Origin of the sequence: Stenotrophomonas sp. ASS1 (assembly GCF_004346925.1) — a bacterium.
GTDB classification, from domain to species: Bacteria; Pseudomonadota; Gammaproteobacteria; order Xanthomonadales; family Xanthomonadaceae; genus Stenotrophomonas; species Stenotrophomonas maltophilia_A.
This window is the reverse complement of sequence record NZ_CP031167.1, coordinates 267,117-287,099: the sequence shown is the minus strand read 5'-3', so window position 1 is coordinate 287,099 and position 19,983 is coordinate 267,117. Positions and strand designations below refer to the sequence as shown.

Here is a 19,983-nt window from a genome sequence, read left to right as displayed (position 1 = left end):
GGCGTGAGCGAAGACAACGCGCAAGCGCCTGATCCGGCGGCTACCCCGCCGCTGGATGAGAGCATCCGCCAGGTCGGCGCGGCCGGTAGTGCCGCTGCCGATTCTGCCAAGCACACGCTGCGCTCGCTGCGCCGGTTGGCCTCGGCCGACTTCGCGCTGGCGCGTAGTGCATTCGGTCGCGCGCTGGCCTGGGCCGGCGTGGCGATCGTGTTCGGTGCCTCGGCCTGGCTGCTGATGGCCGCCACCCTCATCGCCCTGCTGCAGAGCTGGGGCCTGAGCTGGCTGCAGGCGCTGCTGATCACCTCGCTGCTGAGCCTGGCCGTCACCGGTTATGCGATCTGGCGGGTGTCCTACTTCTTCCACCACACCGGCATGCACGCCACCCGGCGCCAGCTGTCACGCCTGGGCCTGTTCGACGAACCCAGCGAAGACGATCCCGATGCCGAAGTGCAGCTGCCCGAGGGCAAGCCATGAAGTTCGGCGCGCTGCAACGGCGTGTGAAACGCTGCGAACAAGTGGTGACCGTGCGCCTGGGCGAAACCCAGGACCACTGGTCCACGCTCAGCGACGTCTGGCGAAAGGGCTGGTCGCCGCTGCGCATCGTGGTGGTCGGCCTGGCCGGTGGCTTCATCGCCGGCAAGCTGGAAGTGCCGGGCAAGGTCAACGGTGCCCGCTGGCTGCAGATGGTGGGTTCGGTCTCGAACCTGTTCGCCAGTGCACAGGCGGCGTTCGCCACGGCGATGGCGGCGCAGGCCGCAGCCACTGCCGACGACGCGGCTGAGGAAGCCGACGAAGCCAGCGAACAGGCACAGGCGGCGGCCTCCGCTGCCGAGCCACGGCCGGCACCGGCTCCACGCTCCGTGCCGGAGCCAGAGCCGGAACCAGACCCGCGCGGACCGCGTCCGGCCGAAGCGGCTACCGAGCTGTCCGAACGTTGATCCATGGAATCCGCCGCGCCGATCGCGGCCGGCGGATAATGCGCTCCCCTTCCCGGTTGGTGCGTCGATGAGCGAGTCCCTCCTGTCCCCGTCACCGGCCGGCCCCGAACAGCCCGACGCCCCGTTGCCGCCACCGTCGCGTCCGCGCGGACCGATGTCGCTGGTGGTGCTGGCGACCCTGGCGGTGGGCTACACACTGTGGGCGGCACAGGACATCATCCTGCCGGTGCTGCTGGCGATGTTCTTCGCACTGGTCGGCAATCCGATCCTGCGCCTGCTGCAGAAGCTGTGGATTCCGCGTGCGCTGGGCGCTCTGCTGATCCTCGGCGCGGGCCTGGGCGTGACCGGTTCGCTGGCGGTGCAGTTGATCGGCCCGGCAATGGAATGGGCACAGGAAGCACCGCAGCAGCTGCGCAAGATCGCCCGCCAGGTGCAGGACCTGACCAAGCCGGTGCAGCAGGCCAACCAGGCTGCGGAGAACTTCGCCCGTGTTGCCGGTGGCGACAGCAACCGCAAGGTGCAGGTGATCCGCGCCCAGCTCGATGACCCGTACCGCATGTTGACCCGTGCGCCGCGGCTGGCCGCCTCGGTGCTGGCGGTGGTGCTGCTGACCCTGTTCTTCATGATCTACGGGCAGAGCCTGCAACGCGCGGCGATCGCCCTGTTCCCGAACCGTCAGCAGCAGCGCTTCACCAGTGACATCCTGCGTTCGATCGAGCGCGAGGTGTCGCGCTATGTGCTGACCATCAGCGTGATCAACACCCTGGTCGGGCTGGTGTTCGCCGGCGTACTGATGCTGCTCGGCATCGGCCTGCAGGAAGCGTTGCTGTGGGGCACGGTGGCCGCACTGCTGAATTTCGCTCCGTATGTGGGTCCGTTGATCGGCGTGGCGCTGATGCTACTGATGGGCTTCGTGGAATTCCGCGACCCGCTGCAGGCCCTGCTGCCGGCCGCCGCCTACCTGGGCCTGCACACCCTGGAAGGGCAGATGGTGACCCCGATCGTGCTGGGCCGTCGCATGAAACTGTCGCCACTGGTGCTGATCCTTGCGCTGATGGTGTTCGGCTGGGCCTGGGGCATGATCGGGCTGCTGCTGGCGGTGCCGCTGCTGGTCTGCATCAAGCTGGTGCTGGCGCGGCTGGACGGGATGCAGGGCTGGGCGCGTCTGCTGGAATGAAAGCCCGCGCGGGCAGGGGTAGAATGGCGGAGTGAATTTCCCCGTCCAAGCCATCACCCTCGACCTTGACGACACGCTGTGGCCGTTCGCTCCGATCGGCGCCCGCATCGACCTGGTCCTGCACGAGTGGATGCGTGAACACAGCCCCGCCACGGCCGAGATGTATCCGGTGGCGGCGATGCGCGAACTGCGCGAGCGCCTGTACCACGCCCATCCGCACCTCCATCACGACCTGAGCGCACTGCGCCGGCTGACCCTGCACGAAGCGCTGCACACCAGTGGTGCCAGCCTGGATCTGCTGGAGCCGGCGTATGACGTGTTCTTCGCCGCGCGCAACCAGGTCGAGTGCTACCCCGATGCGATCGACGCACTGGCGCGGATTGCCGCGCGGGTGCCGGTGGCGGCGCTGAGCAACGGCAATGCCGATCTGGAGCGGATCGGCCTGGCCCATCATTTCGCCTTCCAGCTGGGCGCGCGCGAACACGGCGCGGCCAAGCCGGAGGCGAGCATCTTCCACGCCGCCTGCGCCCGCCTGGGTGTTGCGCCGGCGCAGGTACTGCACGTCGGCGACCACGCCGAAATGGACGTGGCCGGGGCGATCGCCGCCGGCCTGCGCGGCTGCTGGATCAACCGCGAAGCAGCCACCTGGACCCATCCGCAGCTGCAGCCGGACCTGCAGTTCGACACCCTCACCGGCCTGGCCGACTGGTTGGATGCCAACCTCGACGCTGCCGCACCCCGGAGTACCTGACGCATGAGCGAGATCACTGGTTTCACTGCCGACACCGCCGCAGCACTGCCGCTGTACGTGCTGGACCGCGAGCAGTTCGCGTCCTGGAAGGACGGCCAGCCGGCCGCCACCCAGGCATGGCTGGCGTCGCAGGGCTTCACCGCCGGTGCCTTCACCACGGCGTTGCTGCCCGGCGCCGATGGCCTGGCCGGTGCGGTGATCGGCGTGGGTGATCGTGGCGATGCCTACAGCTACTCGCATGCCCCGCACGCGCTGCCGGAAGGCAGCGTGTGGCAGCTGGCCAGCGAACTGCCGGCCGCCGAACTGGCGCTGCTGCAGCTGGGCTGGGGCCTGGGCAGCTACCGCTTCGATCGCTACCGCAAGCGCCACCGTGCACCGGCACGCCTGGTGGCTGAGCCGACCGGCGAAGTGGCCGACCTGATCGCCGCCAGCCTGCGCGTGCGCGACTGGGTCAACACCCCGACCGAAGACATGGGTCCGCAGCAGCTGGAAGACGCCGCGCGCGCGCTGGCCGATGCGCACGGTGCGCAGGTCGAGGCGATCACCGGCGATGAACTGCTGAAGCAGAACTTCCCGGCCATCCATGCCGTCGGCCGCGCCTCGCACCGCGCTCCGCGCCTGGTCGTGCTGCGCTGGGGCAAGGACACCGATCCGGCACTGGTGCTGGTCGGCAAGGGCGTGTGCTTCGATACCGGCGGCCTGGACATCAAACCGGCCGACGGCATGCGCAACATGAAGAAGGACATGGGCGGTGCCGCGCATGCACTGGCCCTGGCAGGCCTGGTGATGGCGCGCGGCCTGCCGGTGCGCCTGACCCTGCTGGTGCCGGCGGTGGAAAACGCGATCGGCCCCGATGCCTTCCGCCCGGGCGAAGTGATCGCCACCCGCAAGGGCCTGAGCGTGGAGATCGACAACACCGACGCCGAAGGCCGCGTGATCCTGTGCGATGCGCTGACCTTCGCCAGCGAACAGAAGCCGGACCTGGTACTGGACTTCGCCACCCTTACCGGCGCTGCGCGCATCGCGCTGGGCCCGGACCTGCCGGCGCTCTTCAGCAACGACGACAGCGTGGCCCAGCAGTGGCTGCAGGCCGGCGACGCGACCCGCGACCCGGTCTGGCGCATGCCGCTGTGGCGCCCCTACCTGCGTTACCTGAGCAGCGGCATCGCCGACCTGGCCAACGCCGGCTCGCGCATGGCCGGCTCGGTCACCGCCGCGCTGTACCTCGAACGCTTCCTGGAAGACGGCCAGCGCTGGGCACATCTGGACGTGTATGCCTGGAACGACGGCGAACGCCCGGGCCGGCCGGCTGGCGGCGAAGCGCTGGCGCTGCGCTCGGCGTGGGCGATGCTGAAGCAGCGCTACAGCTGATCGGGTGGGTGCCGACCTTGGTCGGCACGCCGTCCCCGGCAAACTTGACGAAAAATTGAATACCGGGCCTGGAAGGGTTCTGCGAGGATGTGTGGGTCGACCACCCACACGCTCCGTGAAGGCAGGACTCCGACCATGTCGCTCTTCCGCTACACCCGCGCCGGCCAGACACCGGGCGCGCCGCGCAAGCATTCCCCCCTGCTCTGGATCGCACTGATCGCACTCATTCTGGGTGCGGTGGCGCTGGCCTTCGCCTGGTTGGCCGGCTGGATTGGCGGCCGCCTGACCGCGCAGCGCTTCACCGACACAATCGAGGCCACCGGCCCGGCCCATCCGGGCTTCCGCCGTGCGCACAGCAAGGGCGTGTGTGTAAGCGGTTGGTTCGAACCCAGTGCGCAGGCCCCCACCCTGTCCAGCGCCCGCGTGTTCTCGCAGCGCCGCGTGCCGGTGATGGGTCGCCTGTCGATCGGCGGCGGCGACCCCTACGGCGCCGACAACACCGCACGCGTACGCAGCCTCGCGGTACAGATGGTCAGCGATGATGGCCAGGAATGGCGCATGGCGATGAACAGCTTCCCGTTCTTCGCCGTGCCCAACGCCGAGGCGTTCTACGAGCAGACGCGCGCCTCCATCCCGGACCCGACCACCGGCAAGCCCGACCCGCAGAAGATGGCCGCGGTGCTGGCGAAATACCCCAGTGCACAGGCCTTCCAGCAGTGGGCCAAGACCGCGCCGTGGACCAGCAGCTGGGCCGACACCACCTTCAACAGCGTCAACAGCTTCTGGTTCACCAACGCGCAGGGCCAGAAGCGCGCGGTGCGCTGGCGCTGGCAGCCGCAGGCGCCGGTGGTGGAGATGGATGCGGAAACCCGCAAGCAGGCCAGCGTCGATTTCCTCAGCCAGGAACTGCAGCAGCGCCTGGCCAGCGGCCCGGTGCGCTGGAACCTGGTCGTGACCACCGCCGAGCCTGGCGATGCCATCGATGATCCGTCGGTACCGTGGCCCGAATCGCGTGATCAGGTGGTGGCCGGCGTACTCAGCCTGGACCGCATGCAGTCGCAGGAACAAGGCGCGTGCGGCCAGATCAACTTCGATCCGCTGATCCTGCCCAGTGGCGTGCGTGGCAGTGACGATCCGATCCTGGCGGCCCGCTCGGCGGTGTATTCGCAATCCTTCAACCGCCGCGAACGCGAGCGCGCCACCGGCAACGTCGAGCAACCGAAGGAGGCCGCACGATGAGCACCGGCAACGGCCACTTCAACCTGCTCGCGCGCGTGCTGCACTGGTCCATGGCACTGATGATCATCGCCATGCTGTTCATCGGCGTGACCATGGTCGCCTCGCTGCACTTGCGGCCGATGCTGATCGATCTGCATCGCCCGTTGGGCATCGCCATCGGCGTACTGGTGCTGCTGCGCCTGTACAACCGGCTGCGCCATCGCCCGCCGCCACTGCCGGCGGATCTTCCGGTGTGGCAGGTGATGGCGGCCAAGGCGTCGCACTGGATGCTGTACGGGCTGATGCTGGCGATGCCGCTGATCGGCTGGGCGATGCTCTCGGCCGGCGGTTACCCGATCGTGCTTTGGGGCGGCCTGCACCTGCCGCCGATCGTGCCGCATACCCCGGCGCTGTATGCCGCGTTGCGCAACGCGCACAGCCTGCTGGCGTATGTGTTGTTCGCCACGGTGCTGATGCATGTGGGTGCGGCGCTGTTCCACCTGTGGGTGCGGCGCGATGGCGTGTTCCAGGCGATGGCGCGCGGGAAGGATTGAAAGGGTTCGCCGGGCGTTCCCGGCGGATTGTTTCCGCGACTGCGGAGGGGTGTCACTTTCTTTGCGCGCAAAGAAAGTAACCAAAGAAACGCTCCGCCGGCCGCGAGCCGGCGTGCTTCGCACTCCGGTGCTCGGCTCGCTTGAAGGCGGACTGGAAGGTCAAGATCAAGAGCAACAGCATCCACGCATGGCGTGGATCTACTGGGTGCAGCTGTGGCTTTTGACGTTGGGTCCGCCTTCTAGCGAGCCGAGCATCGCAGGGGAATCAGGGGCGTAGAGGCGCCGGTGTTTGAGCGAAGCGAGTTCGGCGCCGTCCCCTGATTCCCCGAGAAGCGCAGGGCACCGGTGCGTAGCACCGGCTCGCGCTCTGGCGGCGTGTTTCTTTGGTTACTTTCTTTGCACGAGCAAAGAAAGTGACACCCACCCGCGGTCGCGGAAACGACATCATTGGGAACAGCAGGCCGCCCCTACAACCACCCCTTCTGCCGCGCCAGCCGGTACGCCTCGATGCGATTGGCCACACCCAGCTTGCCGATGCACTCGGACAGGTAATTGCGCACCGTACCGTGCGACAACCCCAGCTGCTCGGCAATCTCGCTGGCGGTACGGCCCTCGCCCGCCAGCCGCAGCACGCGGCGTTCGCGGTCGGTCAGCGGGTCGGCCTGCGACCACGCATCCAGTGCCAGCTGCGGGTCGATCGCACGGATGCCCTGCTTCACCTTGCGCAGGGCATCGGCCAGGTTCTCGGCCGGTGCGTCCTTCAGCAGGTAGCCCAGCACGCCAGCTTCCAGCGCGCGGCGCAGGAAACCGGCGCGGGCGAAGGTGGTCACGATCACCACCTTGATCGGCAGTTCGTGGCGGGCGATGCGCTGCGCCAGTTCCAGACCGGACAAGCCAGGCATCTCGATGTCGGTGACCAGAATGTCCGGCTGCAGCTGCTGCAGCATCCGCCACGCGGTTTCGCCATCGGCGGCGCTGCCCAGCACTTCGATGTCCGGCTCCAGGCCGAGCAGCGCCGACAACGCACCGCGAACCATGGCCTGGTCTTCGGCCAGCAGGATGCGGATCATGCGGCACCGTCCTGCGCCAACGACGTGGGCGACAGCGGCGTGGTCGCGGCCATCAACGGCACGCGTACCGTCAGCACGGTGCCCGCCCCGCGCGGCGACTGCAGCGTCAACTGGCCACCCAGTGCTGCGGCCCGCTCACGCATGCCACTCAACCCATTGCCCTCGGCCTGCACGCCGCCACGGCCGTCATCGCGTATCTGCATCTCCAACTGTCGGTCCTCAAGCATGAAATCCACCTGCACCCGGGTCGCCTGCGCATGGCGCACGATGTTGGTGGCGGCCTCGCGCAACACCAGCGCCAGCCCGCGTTCCACCTCCACCGGCATCGCTGGCGGCGCCGTGTACTGCAGGTGCACCTGCTGGCATTCCAGCAGCAGACGCGCCGACGCCAGTTCCCCCGCCAGATCACTGGCGCGGATGCCGGTCACTGCACTGCGCACCTGTGCCAGCGCTTCGCGTGCAATGTCCTCGGCCTCGCCGATCTCCTGCCGTGCACGCGCGTCATCGCGATCGTAGAGCTTGCGTGCCAGCTCCAGCTTCAGCGTGATCAGCGACAGCGTGTGCCCCAGCAGGTCGTGCAGGTCGCGGCCGATACGCTCGCGCTCGGCGGTGGTGGCCAGTCGCCGCACCTCGTCCTGCGACAGCTGCAGGGCAACGTCGCGCTGCTGGCTCAGGGCCTCCACGTTCACCACCAGCCCGACGATGAACGACACCGCCGGCATCCACACCATGGCCTGCCACGGATAGCCGAAGTACAGCGCGGTGCCGCAGAACAGCAGGTTCAGCGCGGTCAGCTGCAGCAGGTACGCCCACCAGCTGCTGCGCCCGCTCATGCGGATCATCACGCAGCCGAACACGAAGTAGCTCAGTCCCGAGGGGTACCAGGGCAGCAGTACCAGCGCCAGCACGATCATGCCCAGCGCATAGCGCCACCCATGGTGCCGTGGCGACAGCATCACCCTGGCATAGAGCAGCAGGAACAACGGATAGCTGAGCAGGGTCAGCAGCAGCCAGCGCAGCGTGAAGCCATTGCCCAGCACCGGGGTGAGGAAGATCCATACCGACCACAGCAGGTGGATCGCTCCGCTCCAGGGCGACTTGCCACGTCGCAGCAGCTCGGCCACCGCCGAATCCGGTGCGGGGCGCAGCAGGGACGCAAGCCAGCTCGACGACACGGGAGAATCCAGGCGAGGACGATCGCTGCCGATCATGCCAGTTCAGCCGATCCGGCGCAGGCGACGGCGTGCCAGCAGCAGCGCGACCACCGTGACCGCCAGCAGCACCAGCAGATGGCCGGCCACGCTGCCCACCGACGGCAGCCCGACCACCGGCAGCGCCAGCTGCGCCAGATGCCAGGTCGGCCACAGTGGGGCCATCGTCGAGAACAGCGTGGGCAGCGCCGACAGCGGCAGCCACAGGCCCGACAGCAGGGCCAGCGGCAGGTAGACCAGGTTGACCATCGCCGGTGCCGCGCTGGCACTGACATGGCTGCCGATCAGCAGGCCGATCGCCCCCAGCGGCAGCGCCGCCAGGCCCGCCACCGCCAGCAGCTGCAGCACCTGCAGGGCGTGCAGCTGCACACCACCGAGCACAAACGCCACGCCGATCAGCAACGACGCCACCAGCAGCGCGAACATCACCGCCATCGCCAGCCGCGCCAGCAGCGGTGCCGCCGCCGGCATCGGCAGCGCGCGCTTGAGGGTCAGCAGGCCGCCTTCCCGGTCCAGCGCCAGCTGCACGCCGAAGCCGAACAGGGCCGGGGCCATCGCACCGAACACGCAGTAGGTGGCCAGCAGGTACAGCGGCGCGTGACCACGCCCCAGCAGCACGCCGAACAGCAGATAGAACAGCACCGGGAACAGCAACGAGGGCACCGCGAACGCCGGCGTGCGCCAGGCGCGGCGCAGTTCGGCCATCAGCTCGGCGCGGTACGGACGTAGTGCCTGGCGCCATGCAGGCAGCGGCAATCCGGTGGTACGGACAAGGGTGTTCATGCGGCCTCCCGGGTCATGTCGAGGAAGGCGTCGGCCAGCGCCGCGCCCTGTACTTCCAGCTCGCGCAGCTGCGCGTCGGCGGCCAGCAGGCGTGCCACCACCGGCTCGGCCGGGCTCGCCAGCAGCTGCAGGTGCTCGCCGTCGCGCTGCACCTGCTGCACGCCCGGCCACTGCTGCACGTCCGCAATGGGCAACCCGCTGCGGCAGCGGATGCGGCGCGGCCGATCGGCCAGGCGCAGCTCGCTCAGCGGCGCGTCGGCCAGTACCCGGCCCTGCTCCAGCACCACCACCTGCTGCGCCAGCGCTTCGGCTTCCTCCAGGTAATGGGTGGTCAGCAGCGCACCACAGCCTTCGGCCACCAGCTGCCGGATCGCCTGCCACATCGCCTGCCGCGCCTGGATGTCCAGGCCGGTGGTGGGCTCGTCCAGGAACAGCACGCGTGGGCGGCCACACAGGGCGATGGCGAACTGCACGGCACGCTGCTGGCCGCCGGAGAGCTGGCCATAGCGGCGGCGCGCGAGCGCCTGCAGGCCGGCGCGCTGCAGTACCTCCTGCAGCGGCATCGGGTCGGGATAGCAGGCGCTGGCCTGCACCACCAGTTCGTCCACCCGCAGCATCGGCGGCAGGCTGGTGCTCTGCAGCATCACGCCCAGGCCGATACGGCTGGCGCGCTGCTGCGGGTCACCGCCAAGCAGCTCGACCTGTCCGGCGTCGGCGCGGCGCAGACCCAACAGCACGCTGATCGCGGTACTCTTGCCGGCACCGTTGCGGCCCAGCAGCGCCAGCACCTGGCCAGCGCGTACCTGCAGGTCGATGCCATGCAGGGCGGTATGGTCGCGGTAACGCACCTGCACCTGCTGCAGGCGGGCCAGCGACGGGGCGATCGGATCCATGGGCGGTACCGGTAGCGGGGACGTTGCCATCCTGTGCCGCCGTGGTCACATTTCGCAGTTGCCGCCGTCAGTGTCATCGGGTGACAGCTGTCACTGCCGTCATCGCTGTGCCTGCCTTCATGCTGTGCCGCACGCTCCACCGCCGGAACCGCCGCCGTCCGCCCTTCCGGTCACACCCGCCCGAACGCCTGTGATGGAACGAATGAACGCTTCTGCCGAGCTGTTGAAGGAACTCCGTATCGACCGCAAGTCCCCGCCGCCCGCCTCCGGAGGGAGTGGCAGTGGTGGTGGCCGCCGCTGGCTGTGGATCGCGATCATCGTGGTCGTGTTGCTGCTGGCCGCTGTCGCTTTCGCCCTGTTCGGGCGTACGCCGGCGGTAGACGTGGAAACCGCACCTGCGGTGGCCATCCAGCAGGGCAACGCCAGCAGTTCGGTGCTCGACGCCAGCGGCTATGTAGTTGCGCGGCGCATGGCCACCGTCTCGGCCAAGATCACCGGCAAGGTTCGCGAGGTGATGATCGAGGAAGGCATGCGCGTGGAGCAGGGCCAGATCATGGCCACGCTGGACCCGATCGATGCCGACGCGCAGCGCAGCCTGTATGCCTCGCAGCTGCAGGCCGCACGCAGCCAGGTGGCCGGTCTGGAGGCACAGCAGAAGCAGGCCGCCGCCGAAGCCAGCCGCCTGCAGGCACTGGTCGGCCAGCAGCTGGTGTCGCGCTCGCAGTACGACCAGGCGGTGGCCCAGCGCGACAGCCTGCGTGCCCAGCTGGACACCGCACAGCGCAACGTCAAGGTGGCCAACGACCAGCTGGCCATCGCCGACCTGGGCGTGGACAACAACATCGTGCGCGCGCCGTTCTCCGGCGTGGTCACCGCCAAGGCTGCGCAGCCCGGCGAAATCGTTTCGCCGCTGTCGGCCGGCGGCGGCTTCACCCGCACCGGCATCGGCACCATCGTCGACATGGACTCGCTGGAGATCGAAGTCGAGGTCGGCGAAGCCTTCATCGGCCGCGTGCAGCCGAAGATGCCGGTGGAAGCCACGCTCAATGCCTACCCGGAATGGAAGATTCCCGGCGAGGTCATCGCCATCATCCCCACCGCCGACCGCGGCAAGGCCACGGTGAAAGTACGCGTGGCGCTGAAGGTGAAGGACCCGCGCATCGTGCCGGAGATGGGCGTGCGGGTCAGCTTCCTGGAACAGGCACAGCCGCAGGCGGCCGCCAAGCCGCAAGGCGTGCGCGTGCCAGGTGGCGCCGTGGTCCAGCGCGAGGGCGCATCGGTGGCCTTCGTGCTGGGTGACGAGAGCCGCGTGCAGCAGCGCACGGTCGAGGCTGGCCAGGCGATGGGCAAGGATCGCCAGATCCTCAAGGGCGTGAGCGCGGGTGAATCGGTGGTGGTGAACCCGCCGGACACCCTGCGCGACGGCGCCAAGGTGCAACAGAAACAAGCGCAGTAACGGCCTGGCGCCTGCGGGCGCCGCCGGCAACACCGCTCGACGCACGCCTGCGGCCACCGCAGGTGCGCTTCCCCGTTTCCCGCCTTCCGTGGAGAACCACCCATGTCGACCCTGGTTTCATTGCGCAACATCACCAAGACCTACCAGCGTGGCCCCGAGAAAGTGCAGGTGCTGCACGGCATCGACCTGGACATCGCCAGCGGCGACTTCGTTGCGCTGATGGGCCCGTCCGGCTCGGGCAAGACCACCCTGCTCAACCTGATCGGCGGCCTGGACAACCCCAGCGGCGGCGAGATCAGCATCGAAGGCGAGCGCATCGACCAGATGAGTGGCGGCCAGCTGTCGACCTGGCGCAGCCACCACGTCGGCTTCGTGTTCCAGTTCTACAACCTGATGCCGATGCTGACCGCGCAGAAGAACGTGGAACTGCCACTGCTGCTGACCCATCTCAATGCGGCGCAGCGCAAGCGCAACGCCGAGATCGCGCTGACCCTGGTCGGCCTGGCCGACCGCCGCAGCCACCGCCCGAATGAACTGTCCGGCGGCCAGCAGCAGCGCGTGGCGATCGCGCGCGCAATCGTCTCCGACCCGACTTTCCTGATCTGCGACGAACCGACCGGCGACCTCGACCGCCAGTCTGCCGAGGAAATCCTCGGCCTGCTGCAGCAGCTCAACCGCGAGCACGGCAAGACCATCATCATGGTCACCCATGACCCGAAGGCCGCCGAGTACGCCACGCACACGGTACACCTGGACAAGGGCGAGCTGGCCGACGCGCCGCTGGCCCACTGACGGAGGCCACGGCGATGAAATATTTCTCGTTGGTGTGGGCGCAGCTGTTCCGCAGCCGCACCCGTACATTGCTGACCCTGCTTTCGGTGGTGGCCGCGTTCCTGCTGTTCGGCATGCTCGATTCGGTACGCGTGGCATTCACCTCCGGCGGCAGCGTGGAAGGCGCCAACCGGCTGGTGGTCGCCTCGCGGCTGTCGATCACCCAGTCGCTGCCGATCCGTCTGGAAGCCCAGGTGCGGCAGGTGGCCGGCGTGCGCGACGTGGCCTACGGCATGTGGTTCGGCGGCATCTACCAGGACCCGAAGAACTTCTTCCCGAACTTCTCGGTGTCACCCAACTACTTCGATGTCTACCGCGAGCTGCAGATCGATCCGGCACAGCTGGAGGACTGGAAACAGACCCGCACCGGTGCCATCGTCGGCGAGACCCTGGCCAAGCAGTTCGGCTGGAAGATCGGCGACACCATCCCGCTGCAGGCAACCATCTTCCCGCGTGGCGGCAGCAACGACTGGCCGCTGGAGCTGAAGGGCATCTACCGCTCCAAGGACCGTGCGCTGGCCGCCAACGAAGAACGCCAGCTGATGATGAACTGGAAGTACTTCGATGAATCCAACGACTACATCAAGAACCAGGTGAGCTGGTACACGGTGACGCTGGACAACCCGGACCAGTCCTCGCGGGTGGCGCAGGCCATCGATGCGATCTCGGCCAACTCCGACCACGAGACCAAGACCCAGACCGAATCGGCGTTCCAGCAGGCGTTCGTCAAGCAGTTTGCCGACATCGGCATGATCGTCACGTCGATCATGGGCGCGGTGTTCTTCACCCTGCTGCTGTTGACCGGCAACACCATGGCGCAGGCGGTGCGCGAGCGCGTGCCCGAACTGGCCACGTTGAAGACGCTGGGCTTCAAGGACAGCACCGTGCTGACCCTGGTGATGGTGGAGTCGGTGCTGCTGATCGGCCTGGGTGGCCTGATCGGCATGGGCCTAGCCGCGCTGATCCTGCCGGTCATCAGCCCGAAGAGCATCGGCATGCTGCCGCCGCACGTGCCGACGCCGACCTGGCTGATGGGGCTGGGCCTGATCGTGGTGATCGGCATCATCGTCGGCTTGTTGCCGGCGCTGCGTGCCAAGCGCCTGAAGATCGTCGACGCACTGGCCGGCCGCTGAGGAGAACGCAGACATGTTCAAGAGCAAACTCAAGAAGTGGCTGGGCAACGGCGTGACGGTGCTGCTGCTGGTGCTCGGCCTGGTGCTGTGGATCGGCCTGCCGTGGATCGGCGTGCTGGCCGTGGCCGTGCTGGTGGCACTGTGGCTGCTGCTGACCCGCGGTGGGCGACTTGCACTGGCCGCCACCCGCATCGGCGTGGCCAGCCTGCCGCAGCGCTGGGGCGCGTCCTCGGTGATCGTGGTCGGCATCGCTGGCGTGGTCGGCGTGCTGGTGGCGATGCTGGCGATGGGCGAAGGCTTCCAGGCCACGCTCAACAACACCGGCGATGACACCACTGCCATCGTGCTGCGTGGCGGCTCGCAGGCCGAAACCAACTCGGTCATCACCCGCGAGCAGGTACCCACGCTGTCCACCCTGCCCGGCATCAGCCGCGATGCCGAAGGCCGGCCGTTGCTGTCACCGGAGCTGTCGCAGGTGGTCAACCTGGTGTCAAAGTCCGACGGTACCGACGTCAATGCGCAATTCCGCGGCGTCGGCCCGCAGGCGTGGGCGGTGCATGACAAGGTCAAGATCGTCGAAGGCCGCACGTTCGCCACCGGCCTGCGCGAGATCGTGGTCGGCCAGGGCGCCAAGGGCCAGTTCCGCGATCTGGACGTTGGCAAGACGCTGACGCTGGGCAACCAGACCTGGACCGTGGTCGGTGTGTTCGCCACCGGCGATGCACACGATTCGGAACTGTGGACCGACGCCGATACGCTGGCCACCACCTACCAGCGCAGTGCGTGGCAGTCGATCAGCGTGCGCACCGATGGCAAGCCCGGCTTCGAGCAGTTCAAGGCCGCCGTCGCTGCCGACCCGCGCCTGAAACTGGACGTGGAAACCACCCGCGTGTACTACAGCAAGCAGGGCGGTGGCCTGACCAAGCTGATCGACATCCTCGGCAAGGTGATCGGCACCATCATGGCGGTGGGTGCGGTGTTCGGTGCGCTCAACACCATGTATGCAGCAGTGGCCACGCGCGCGCGCGAGATCGCCACCATGCGCGCGATCGGCTTCCGCGGCCTGCCGGTGGTGACGGCGGTGATGCTGGAGACGATGCTGCTGGCCCTGCTCGGCGGCCTGCTCGGTTGCGCAGTGGCATGGCTGCTGTTCAATGGCTACAGCGTGTCCACCATCGGCAGCAACTTCAGCGCAGTGGTGTTCAAGTTCCATGTGTCGCCGGAACTGCTGTGGACCGGCCTGAAATGGGCGCTGGGCATCGGCCTGGTCGGCGGCCTGTTCCCGGCGCTGCACGCGGCACGTTTACCCATCACCACGGCGCTGCGCGAAACCTGAGCATCACGCAGCGACAGACTGCGCATCACGCAGGGGACGGAGCGAACGCTCCGTCCCTTTTTCTTGCGCGTCATCCGCGAATGGCGTGGATCTACTCAGGGCGATGCAGCCGGGCTTGGTGATGAACCAGTACGTCCAGTAGATCCACGCCATGCGTGGATGGATGCCTGCACACACGCACTGCTACAGATTGCGGGAAATCCGCCGCTATCGATGCCTCTGCCCATCGCCAACGCAACGCACGTGACGTTGCGCACATCACATCTGTGGATTGTTGGTTGCGATTCATTTTCGCGCACATCCGCGGCACAGCGATAAACAGTTACGAATGGAAACATTCTAGAATCGCGCCCCCACGTTGGTTTGCAGCACCCCACGCGCCCACAGAACGGGCGCATGTTTTTTCTGAAGCACGAGATTTCACGGATGTCCCTGAAAACCAATCCGCTGCGCAACGCGATCGTCATCGCGCTGGCCGCCAGCTGCACCACCCCCGCCTTCGCACAGAGCACCGGCGACGCCACCACCACTCTCGACCGCATCGAAATCACCGGCTCGCGCATCCGCCAGGCCAGTGTCGAGACCGCACAGCCGGTGATCGCGCTCAACCGCGCCGAGATCGAGAAGAAGGGCTACGTCAACGTCGCCGACATCCTGCAGGACATTCCCGCTGCTGGTTCGCCGAGCATGAGCCGCGCGTCTTCGCTGACCTCCTCGCGCGACTTCGGCGGCATGTACGTCAGCCTGCGCAACCTCGGCCCGGAACGCAGCCTGGTACTGATCGACGGCCGCCGCATGGGCGTCAGCGCCGGCGGCTACTCCGACCTGGCCTCGATCCCGTCGGCCATCGTCGAGCGCGTGGAAGTGCTGACCGACGGTGCATCCGCTCTGTATGGCTCGGACGCGATCGCCGGCGTGGTCAACATCATCACCCGCAAGAACTTCGATGGTGGCGAAGCCAGCGTCTACGTCGGCCAGTACGGCCAGGGTGACGGCCAGAAGCGTTCCTACAGCGCCACCTTCGGCAAGACCTTCGACCGCGGCTGGTTCACCGTGGGTGCCGAGCGCACCAAGGAAGACGAAGTGCTGGGCAAGGATCGCGAGTTCAGCCGCTATCCCAACGGCCCGCGCCACCCGACCGACAACCTGAACGGCAATACCCCGTGGGGCTACGTCACCGTGGGTGGCAAGAACCTGACCGTGGGCCCGGGCGGCGATCCGAGCCAGAAGGGCAACTTCCACGCGCCGGATCCGGCCGATGGTGCCAACAGCAAGACCAACATGAGCCTGCTGACCGGCCTGGAGCGCACCTCGGTGTTCGCCAACGGCGGCTTCTCGATCACCGACGACCTGCGCATCGTCGCCGACGCGCTGTACAGCAAGCGCGAATCGACCAAGCAGCTAGCCGGCTACCCGTACTCGGTAAGCGCCGCGCAGGCGCGCAACGGCAGCCGTGCCGCCCTGTCCAAGGACAGCACGTTCAACCTGTGGGGCCAGGATGTGCTGTTCGCGCACCGCTCCGAGGAGCTGCCGCGCGGCACCGAGAACAATCTGGAGACCAAGCGCGCCAGCATCGGCCTGGAAGGCAGCTTCGAAACCGGTTCGCGGTACTGGGACTGGAACGTCAGCTACATGTACAACCGCAATGAAGGCGAGCGCATCGGTACCGGCAGCATGTACCAGCCGCACGTCAACCAGGCCGTCGGCCCGTCCTTCATGGATGGCAACGTGGCCCGCTGCGGCTCACCGGGTGCGGTGATCGCCGGCTGCGTGCCGTGGAACCCGGCTGCGCCGATGGGTTATACCGGCCCTGGCTCGCTGAGCAACCAGGACGTACAGGACTACCTGTTCGCCCGCTTCGTCGACAAGATGAAGAGCACCACCAAGGTGGCCAGCGCCAACATCTCCGGTTCGCTGTTCACCCTGCCGGCCGGCGACATCATGGGCGCGATGGGCTTCGAGCACCGCAGCGAAGAAGCCAGCTACACCCCGGACATGCGGGTGCAGAAGGGTGAGATTACCGGCACCAGCGGCCAGCCGACCCGTGGCGACTACTCGCTCAACGAGGTCTACCTGGAGCTGCAGGTGCCGCTGCTGGCCGACCTGCCGTTCGCCCGCGAGCTGTCGCTGGACGTGGCCGGCCGCTACTCGGACTACAACAACTTCGGTTCGACCACCAACAGCAAGTTCGGCCTGAAGTGGAAGCCGATCGACAGCCTGCTGGTCCGCGCAACCTATGGCACCGGCTTCCGTGCGCCGACCGTGGATGACCTGTACGGCGGTACCGTCAGCACCCGCGATTCGTTCACCGATCCGTGCGATACCTCATTCGGTACCGCGGCCACCAGCCCGACCGTTGCTGCCCGTTGCCAGGCGCTGAAGGTGCCGGCCAACTTCCGCCAGCTCAACAGCGATGGCACCGTTGCCACCAAGCCGGGCCAGCAGTCGACCGTCGACTTCAACTCGGGTTCCAACGCAGCGCTGAAGCCGGAAACCGCCAAGACCTGGACCGTGGGCCTGGTGTACAGCCCGGACTTCGTGGCCGGCCTGGATGTCAGCCTGGACTGGTGGAAGATCCGCATCAACAACGCCATCGTCTCCGAGACCACCAACAGCATTCTCGAGCAGTGCTATGTGCAGGGTTCGGACGCCGCCTGTGGCCGCTTCACCCGTGGCAGCAACGGCCAGGTCAACAGCCTGGACCGCTCGCTGGTCAATGCCGGTTTCCGCGAAACCGCCGGCTATGACATCAACGTGCGTTACCGCCTGCCGGAAACCACGTTCGGCCAGTTCGCCGTCAACTGGAACACCACCTACACCGACTACCTGAAGCAGCGCAACGACAACGCCGCGACCACGCCGGTGGAGCAGCGCACCAGCTGGGGCGGCGACTTCCGCGTCCGCTCGACCTTCAACCTGGATTGGCAGTACGGCGACCTCGGCATCGGCTGGACCGCGCGCTACTACTCCAGCATGAAGGAGAAGTGCTCGTACATGGACGAGTGCAACCTGCCGGGCTTCAGTTCGTCGTACACCAGTGCATCGCCGACCAACAAGGTGGGCTCCAACACCTTCCACGACCTGCAGGTGCGTTACAGCCTGCCGTGGGACGGCACCGTGTCGCTGGGCGTGAACAACGTGTTCAACCACCAGGGTCCGATCATGTACAGCCAGCCGAACAGCAGCTTCACCTACTACGGTGGCTTCGATATCGGTCGTTTCATGTACATGAAGTACCAGCAGCGCTTCTAAGCCTGCAACCGCGTTCCCGTCACAGCCAACTCTCTCCTGGCTGTGGATGGAAGCAGAGCGGCGCCCCTCGGGGCGCCGCTCTTTTTTGTGCACACCTGTCAGCCGAGCGGACGCGGCGCTAGCGCTTGGCGCGCATCGTACGGATGTTGTCGCCGACGAACAGCACCAGGCCGGCCCAGATCGCGGCAAAGCCGATCGCCTTGGCGGTGTCGAACGTTTCGTGGAAGAAGAACACACCCAGCAGCAGCTGCAGGCTCGGCGCGATGTACTGCAGGATGCCGACCAGCGACAGCGGAATGCGCTTCACGCCGTAGGCGAAGCCGATCAGCGGCACGGCGGTGACTGCGCCGCCGAAGATCAGCAGCAGGTCGTTGCGCCAGCCCCAGCCATGGAAGAACGCGCCACCGTGGCCATTCTCGGCCCAGATCGCGAAGGCCAGCGCCGGCAGGAACAGGTACATGCTTTCCACGCCCAAGCCGGCCACCGGGTCGACCGAAACCAGCTTGCGCAGCAGGCCATACAGGCCGAACGAACAGGCCAGGCCCAGCGCGATCCACGGTGGTGTACCGGCATCGATGGTCAGCCAGGCCACGCCCACCGCCGCCATTGCCACCGCCACCCACTGCAGGCGGCGCAGGCGTTCCTTCAGCACCAGCACGCCCAGCAGCACGTTCACCAGCGGGTTGATGAAGTAGCCCAGGCTGGTCTCGATGACATGGCCGGCGTTGACCGCCCAGATGTACAGGCCCCAGTTGAAGGCGATGGTCAGGCTCGACACCAGCAGGATCGGCAGCGCGCGCGGCTGTGCGGCGATCTTCTGCCACCAACCCAGGCGCGAGCTGATCAGCAGCCAGCCCAGCACCAGCACGGTGCTCCAGATGATGCGGTGGGCGATGATCTGGAACGAGGGTACCTCGTTGAGCAGGTGCCAGTACACCGGCACCAGGCCCCAGATCACGAAGGTGGACGCGGTGACCAGCAGGCCCCGGCGTTGTTCTTTCTCATCCATGCTCATTTCTTTCTCGTCCTTGCCATCGTCAGCACCACCACACCCAGAAGAATCACCACCATCGCCAGCAGGTCGCGCCAGCCGAAGCGTTCACCGTTGAGCAGTGCGCCCAGCAGCACCGCGATCACCGGATTGACGTACGCGTAGCTGCCCGCCAGCGCGGGGCGCACGTTCTGCAGCAGCCACACGTAGGCGGTGAACGCGACGATGGAGCCGAACACGCACAGGTAGGCCATCGCCAGCAGGCCACCGGTATCGGGCAGCGTGGTCGGGCGCTCGCCGACCGCCAGGCCGATCAGCACCAGCAGCACGCCACCGCAGATCATCTGCCCGGCGGCGGTCATGAACGGGCCCGGCAGGTCCAGCCCGCGCGCCCACACCGAACCGAAGGCCCAGCCGATCGGCGCGATCAGCAGCAGCACCAGCCCGGTCGGCGAGGCCGTCAGGCTGCTGCCGGCGTTGAGCCAGACCACGCCGAGGAAGCCGATGGCGATGCCCAGCCACTCACCGCGGCTGGCATGCTGCCCGCGCAGCGCCGAGAACAGCGCCATCCACAGCGGCACCGAGGCCACCGCTGTCGCGGCCAGGCCCGAGGACACCTCACGCTCGGCCAGCACCACCATGCCGTTGCCCAGCACCAGCATGGTCACGCCCATCACCACCAGGTTGCGCCACTGCCGCAGGGTCGGGTTCGGCATCTTCCAGAACAGGCGCAAGGCCAGGAACATCAGGCCACCGGCAATGATGAACCGGCTGCCGGAAACCATCGTCAGCGGCAGCGCGCCGCCGTGCAGGGCCTTGGCGATGCCCAGGTAGGTCGAGCCCCAGACCACGTAGACAAGCAGCAATGCCAGCGCGACAAGGCCACCCCGGGGGGCAGCCGCAGACGAAGAGGGGGGAGCCGACATGACACACCAGGGAGCCGGGGGAAGGCGGATTCTAGGACGTTTTGAGTATGGTCCGGCACCCCGGACGGTGGCACGCTGTCATCCATCCATGC

General features: G+C 67.4%; 18 protein-coding genes. 12 read left to right on the top strand and 6 right to left on the bottom strand.

Going from position 1 to position 19,983, the window contains the following annotated elements; all coding sequences use genetic code 11:
• Positions 1–3: 3 nt before the first annotated feature.
• The 7 genes from MG068_RS01315 to MG068_RS01285 all read left to right on the top strand — a co-directional run bounded on the left by MG068_RS01315 (position 4) and on the right by MG068_RS01285 (position 6,009).
• Positions 4–474, top strand: coding sequence for a phage holin family protein (locus tag MG068_RS01315; protein WP_132808884.1), 471 nt, complete (start codon positions 4–6; stop codon positions 472–474).
• On the top strand, positions 471–938 hold the full coding sequence (locus tag MG068_RS01310; protein WP_032128160.1) for a hypothetical protein: 468 nt from the start codon (positions 471–473) through the stop codon (positions 936–938). The genes MG068_RS01315 and MG068_RS01310 overlap by 4 nt, the downstream gene beginning before the upstream one ends.
• A gap of 67 nt (positions 939–1,005) precedes the next feature.
• Positions 1,006–2,115, top strand: coding sequence for an AI-2E family transporter (locus MG068_RS01305; RefSeq protein WP_032128161.1), 1,110 nt, complete (start codon positions 1,006–1,008; stop codon positions 2,113–2,115).
• 31 nt (positions 2,116–2,146) lie between these two features.
• Positions 2,147–2,866: an HAD family hydrolase gene (locus MG068_RS01300; RefSeq protein ID WP_032128162.1), complete on the top strand. Its 720-nt coding sequence runs from the start codon at positions 2,147–2,149 to the stop codon at positions 2,864–2,866.
• A gap of 3 nt (positions 2,867–2,869) precedes the next feature.
• Positions 2,870–4,237, top strand: a complete 1,368-nt coding sequence (locus tag MG068_RS01295; RefSeq protein WP_049398105.1) for a leucyl aminopeptidase family protein — start codon at positions 2,870–2,872, stop codon at positions 4,235–4,237.
• Positions 4,238–4,372: 135 nt separating this feature from the next.
• Positions 4,373–5,476: a catalase family peroxidase gene (locus MG068_RS01290; RefSeq protein WP_132808882.1), complete on the top strand. Its 1,104-nt coding sequence runs from the start codon at positions 4,373–4,375 to the stop codon at positions 5,474–5,476.
• The gene (locus MG068_RS01285; RefSeq protein WP_132808881.1) at positions 5,473–6,009 is read left to right on the top strand and encodes a cytochrome b; all 537 of its coding nucleotides are present in this window, start codon (positions 5,473–5,475) and stop codon (positions 6,007–6,009) included. Before MG068_RS01290 ends, MG068_RS01285 begins: the two co-directional genes overlap by 4 nt.
• 467 nt (positions 6,010–6,476) lie before the next feature.
• Here the strand turns inward: MG068_RS01285 and MG068_RS01280 are convergent, their stop codons facing one another.
• From MG068_RS01280 to MG068_RS01265, 4 genes are read right to left on the bottom strand one after another with little or no spacing between them, the layout of a single operon-like run.
• Positions 6,477–7,079, bottom strand: coding sequence for a response regulator transcription factor (locus tag MG068_RS01280; RefSeq protein WP_014645643.1), 603 nt, complete (start codon positions 7,077–7,079; stop codon positions 6,477–6,479).
• Complete coding sequence (locus MG068_RS01275; RefSeq protein WP_121505145.1) at positions 7,076–8,290, bottom strand: sensor histidine kinase; 1,215 nt, start codon at positions 8,288–8,290, stop codon at positions 7,076–7,078. Before MG068_RS01275 ends, MG068_RS01280 begins: the two co-directional genes overlap by 4 nt.
• 6 nt (positions 8,291–8,296) lie before the next feature.
• Positions 8,297–9,073: an ABC transporter permease gene (locus tag MG068_RS01270; protein ID WP_107431384.1), complete on the bottom strand. Its 777-nt coding sequence runs from the start codon at positions 9,071–9,073 to the stop codon at positions 8,297–8,299.
• On the bottom strand, positions 9,070–9,966 hold the full coding sequence (locus tag MG068_RS01265; protein WP_132808879.1) for an ABC transporter ATP-binding protein: 897 nt from the start codon (positions 9,964–9,966) through the stop codon (positions 9,070–9,072). Before MG068_RS01265 ends, MG068_RS01270 begins: the two co-directional genes overlap by 4 nt.
• Positions 9,967–10,168: 202 nt before the next feature.
• Here MG068_RS01265 and MG068_RS01260 point away from each other — a divergent pair, with 202 nt between their 5' ends.
• The 5 genes from MG068_RS01260 to MG068_RS01240 all read left to right on the top strand — a co-directional run bounded on the left by MG068_RS01260 (position 10,169) and on the right by MG068_RS01240 (position 17,974).
• A complete protein-coding gene (locus MG068_RS01260; protein ID WP_132808877.1) occupies positions 10,169–11,422 on the top strand; it encodes an efflux RND transporter periplasmic adaptor subunit in 1,254 nt (417 codons plus the stop codon).
• A 102-nt stretch (positions 11,423–11,524) separates the two neighbouring features.
• Positions 11,525–12,214 (top strand): ABC transporter ATP-binding protein, encoded by a 690-nt coding sequence (locus MG068_RS01255; protein WP_049399872.1) that lies wholly within the window; start codon positions 11,525–11,527, stop codon positions 12,212–12,214.
• Positions 12,215–12,228: 14 nt separating this feature from the next.
• Positions 12,229–13,386, top strand: a complete 1,158-nt coding sequence (locus tag MG068_RS01250; RefSeq protein ID WP_132808875.1) for an ABC transporter permease — start codon at positions 12,229–12,231, stop codon at positions 13,384–13,386.
• A 13-nt stretch (positions 13,387–13,399) separates the two neighbouring features.
• A complete protein-coding gene (locus tag MG068_RS01245; protein ID WP_132808873.1) occupies positions 13,400–14,722 on the top strand; it encodes an ABC transporter permease in 1,323 nt (440 codons plus the stop codon).
• Positions 14,723–15,148: 426 nt separating this feature from the next.
• Entirely contained in the window at positions 15,149–17,974 is a 2,826-nt protein-coding gene (locus MG068_RS01240) for a TonB-dependent receptor (RefSeq protein WP_132808872.1), read from the top strand.
• A gap of 118 nt (positions 17,975–18,092) precedes the next feature.
• Here MG068_RS01240 and rarD read toward each other — a convergent pair whose 3' ends face one another.
• Complete coding sequence (gene rarD / locus MG068_RS01235; RefSeq protein ID WP_132808870.1) at positions 18,093–18,989, bottom strand: EamA family transporter RarD; 897 nt, start codon at positions 18,987–18,989, stop codon at positions 18,093–18,095.
• Positions 18,986–19,891 carry a drug/metabolite exporter YedA gene (yedA, locus tag MG068_RS01230; protein WP_132808868.1) on the bottom strand — a complete coding sequence of 302 codons (906 nt, stop codon included), beginning with the start codon at positions 19,889–19,891 and terminating at the stop codon, positions 18,986–18,988. Before yedA ends, rarD begins: the two co-directional genes overlap by 4 nt.
• Positions 19,892–19,983: the final 92 nt, after the last annotated feature.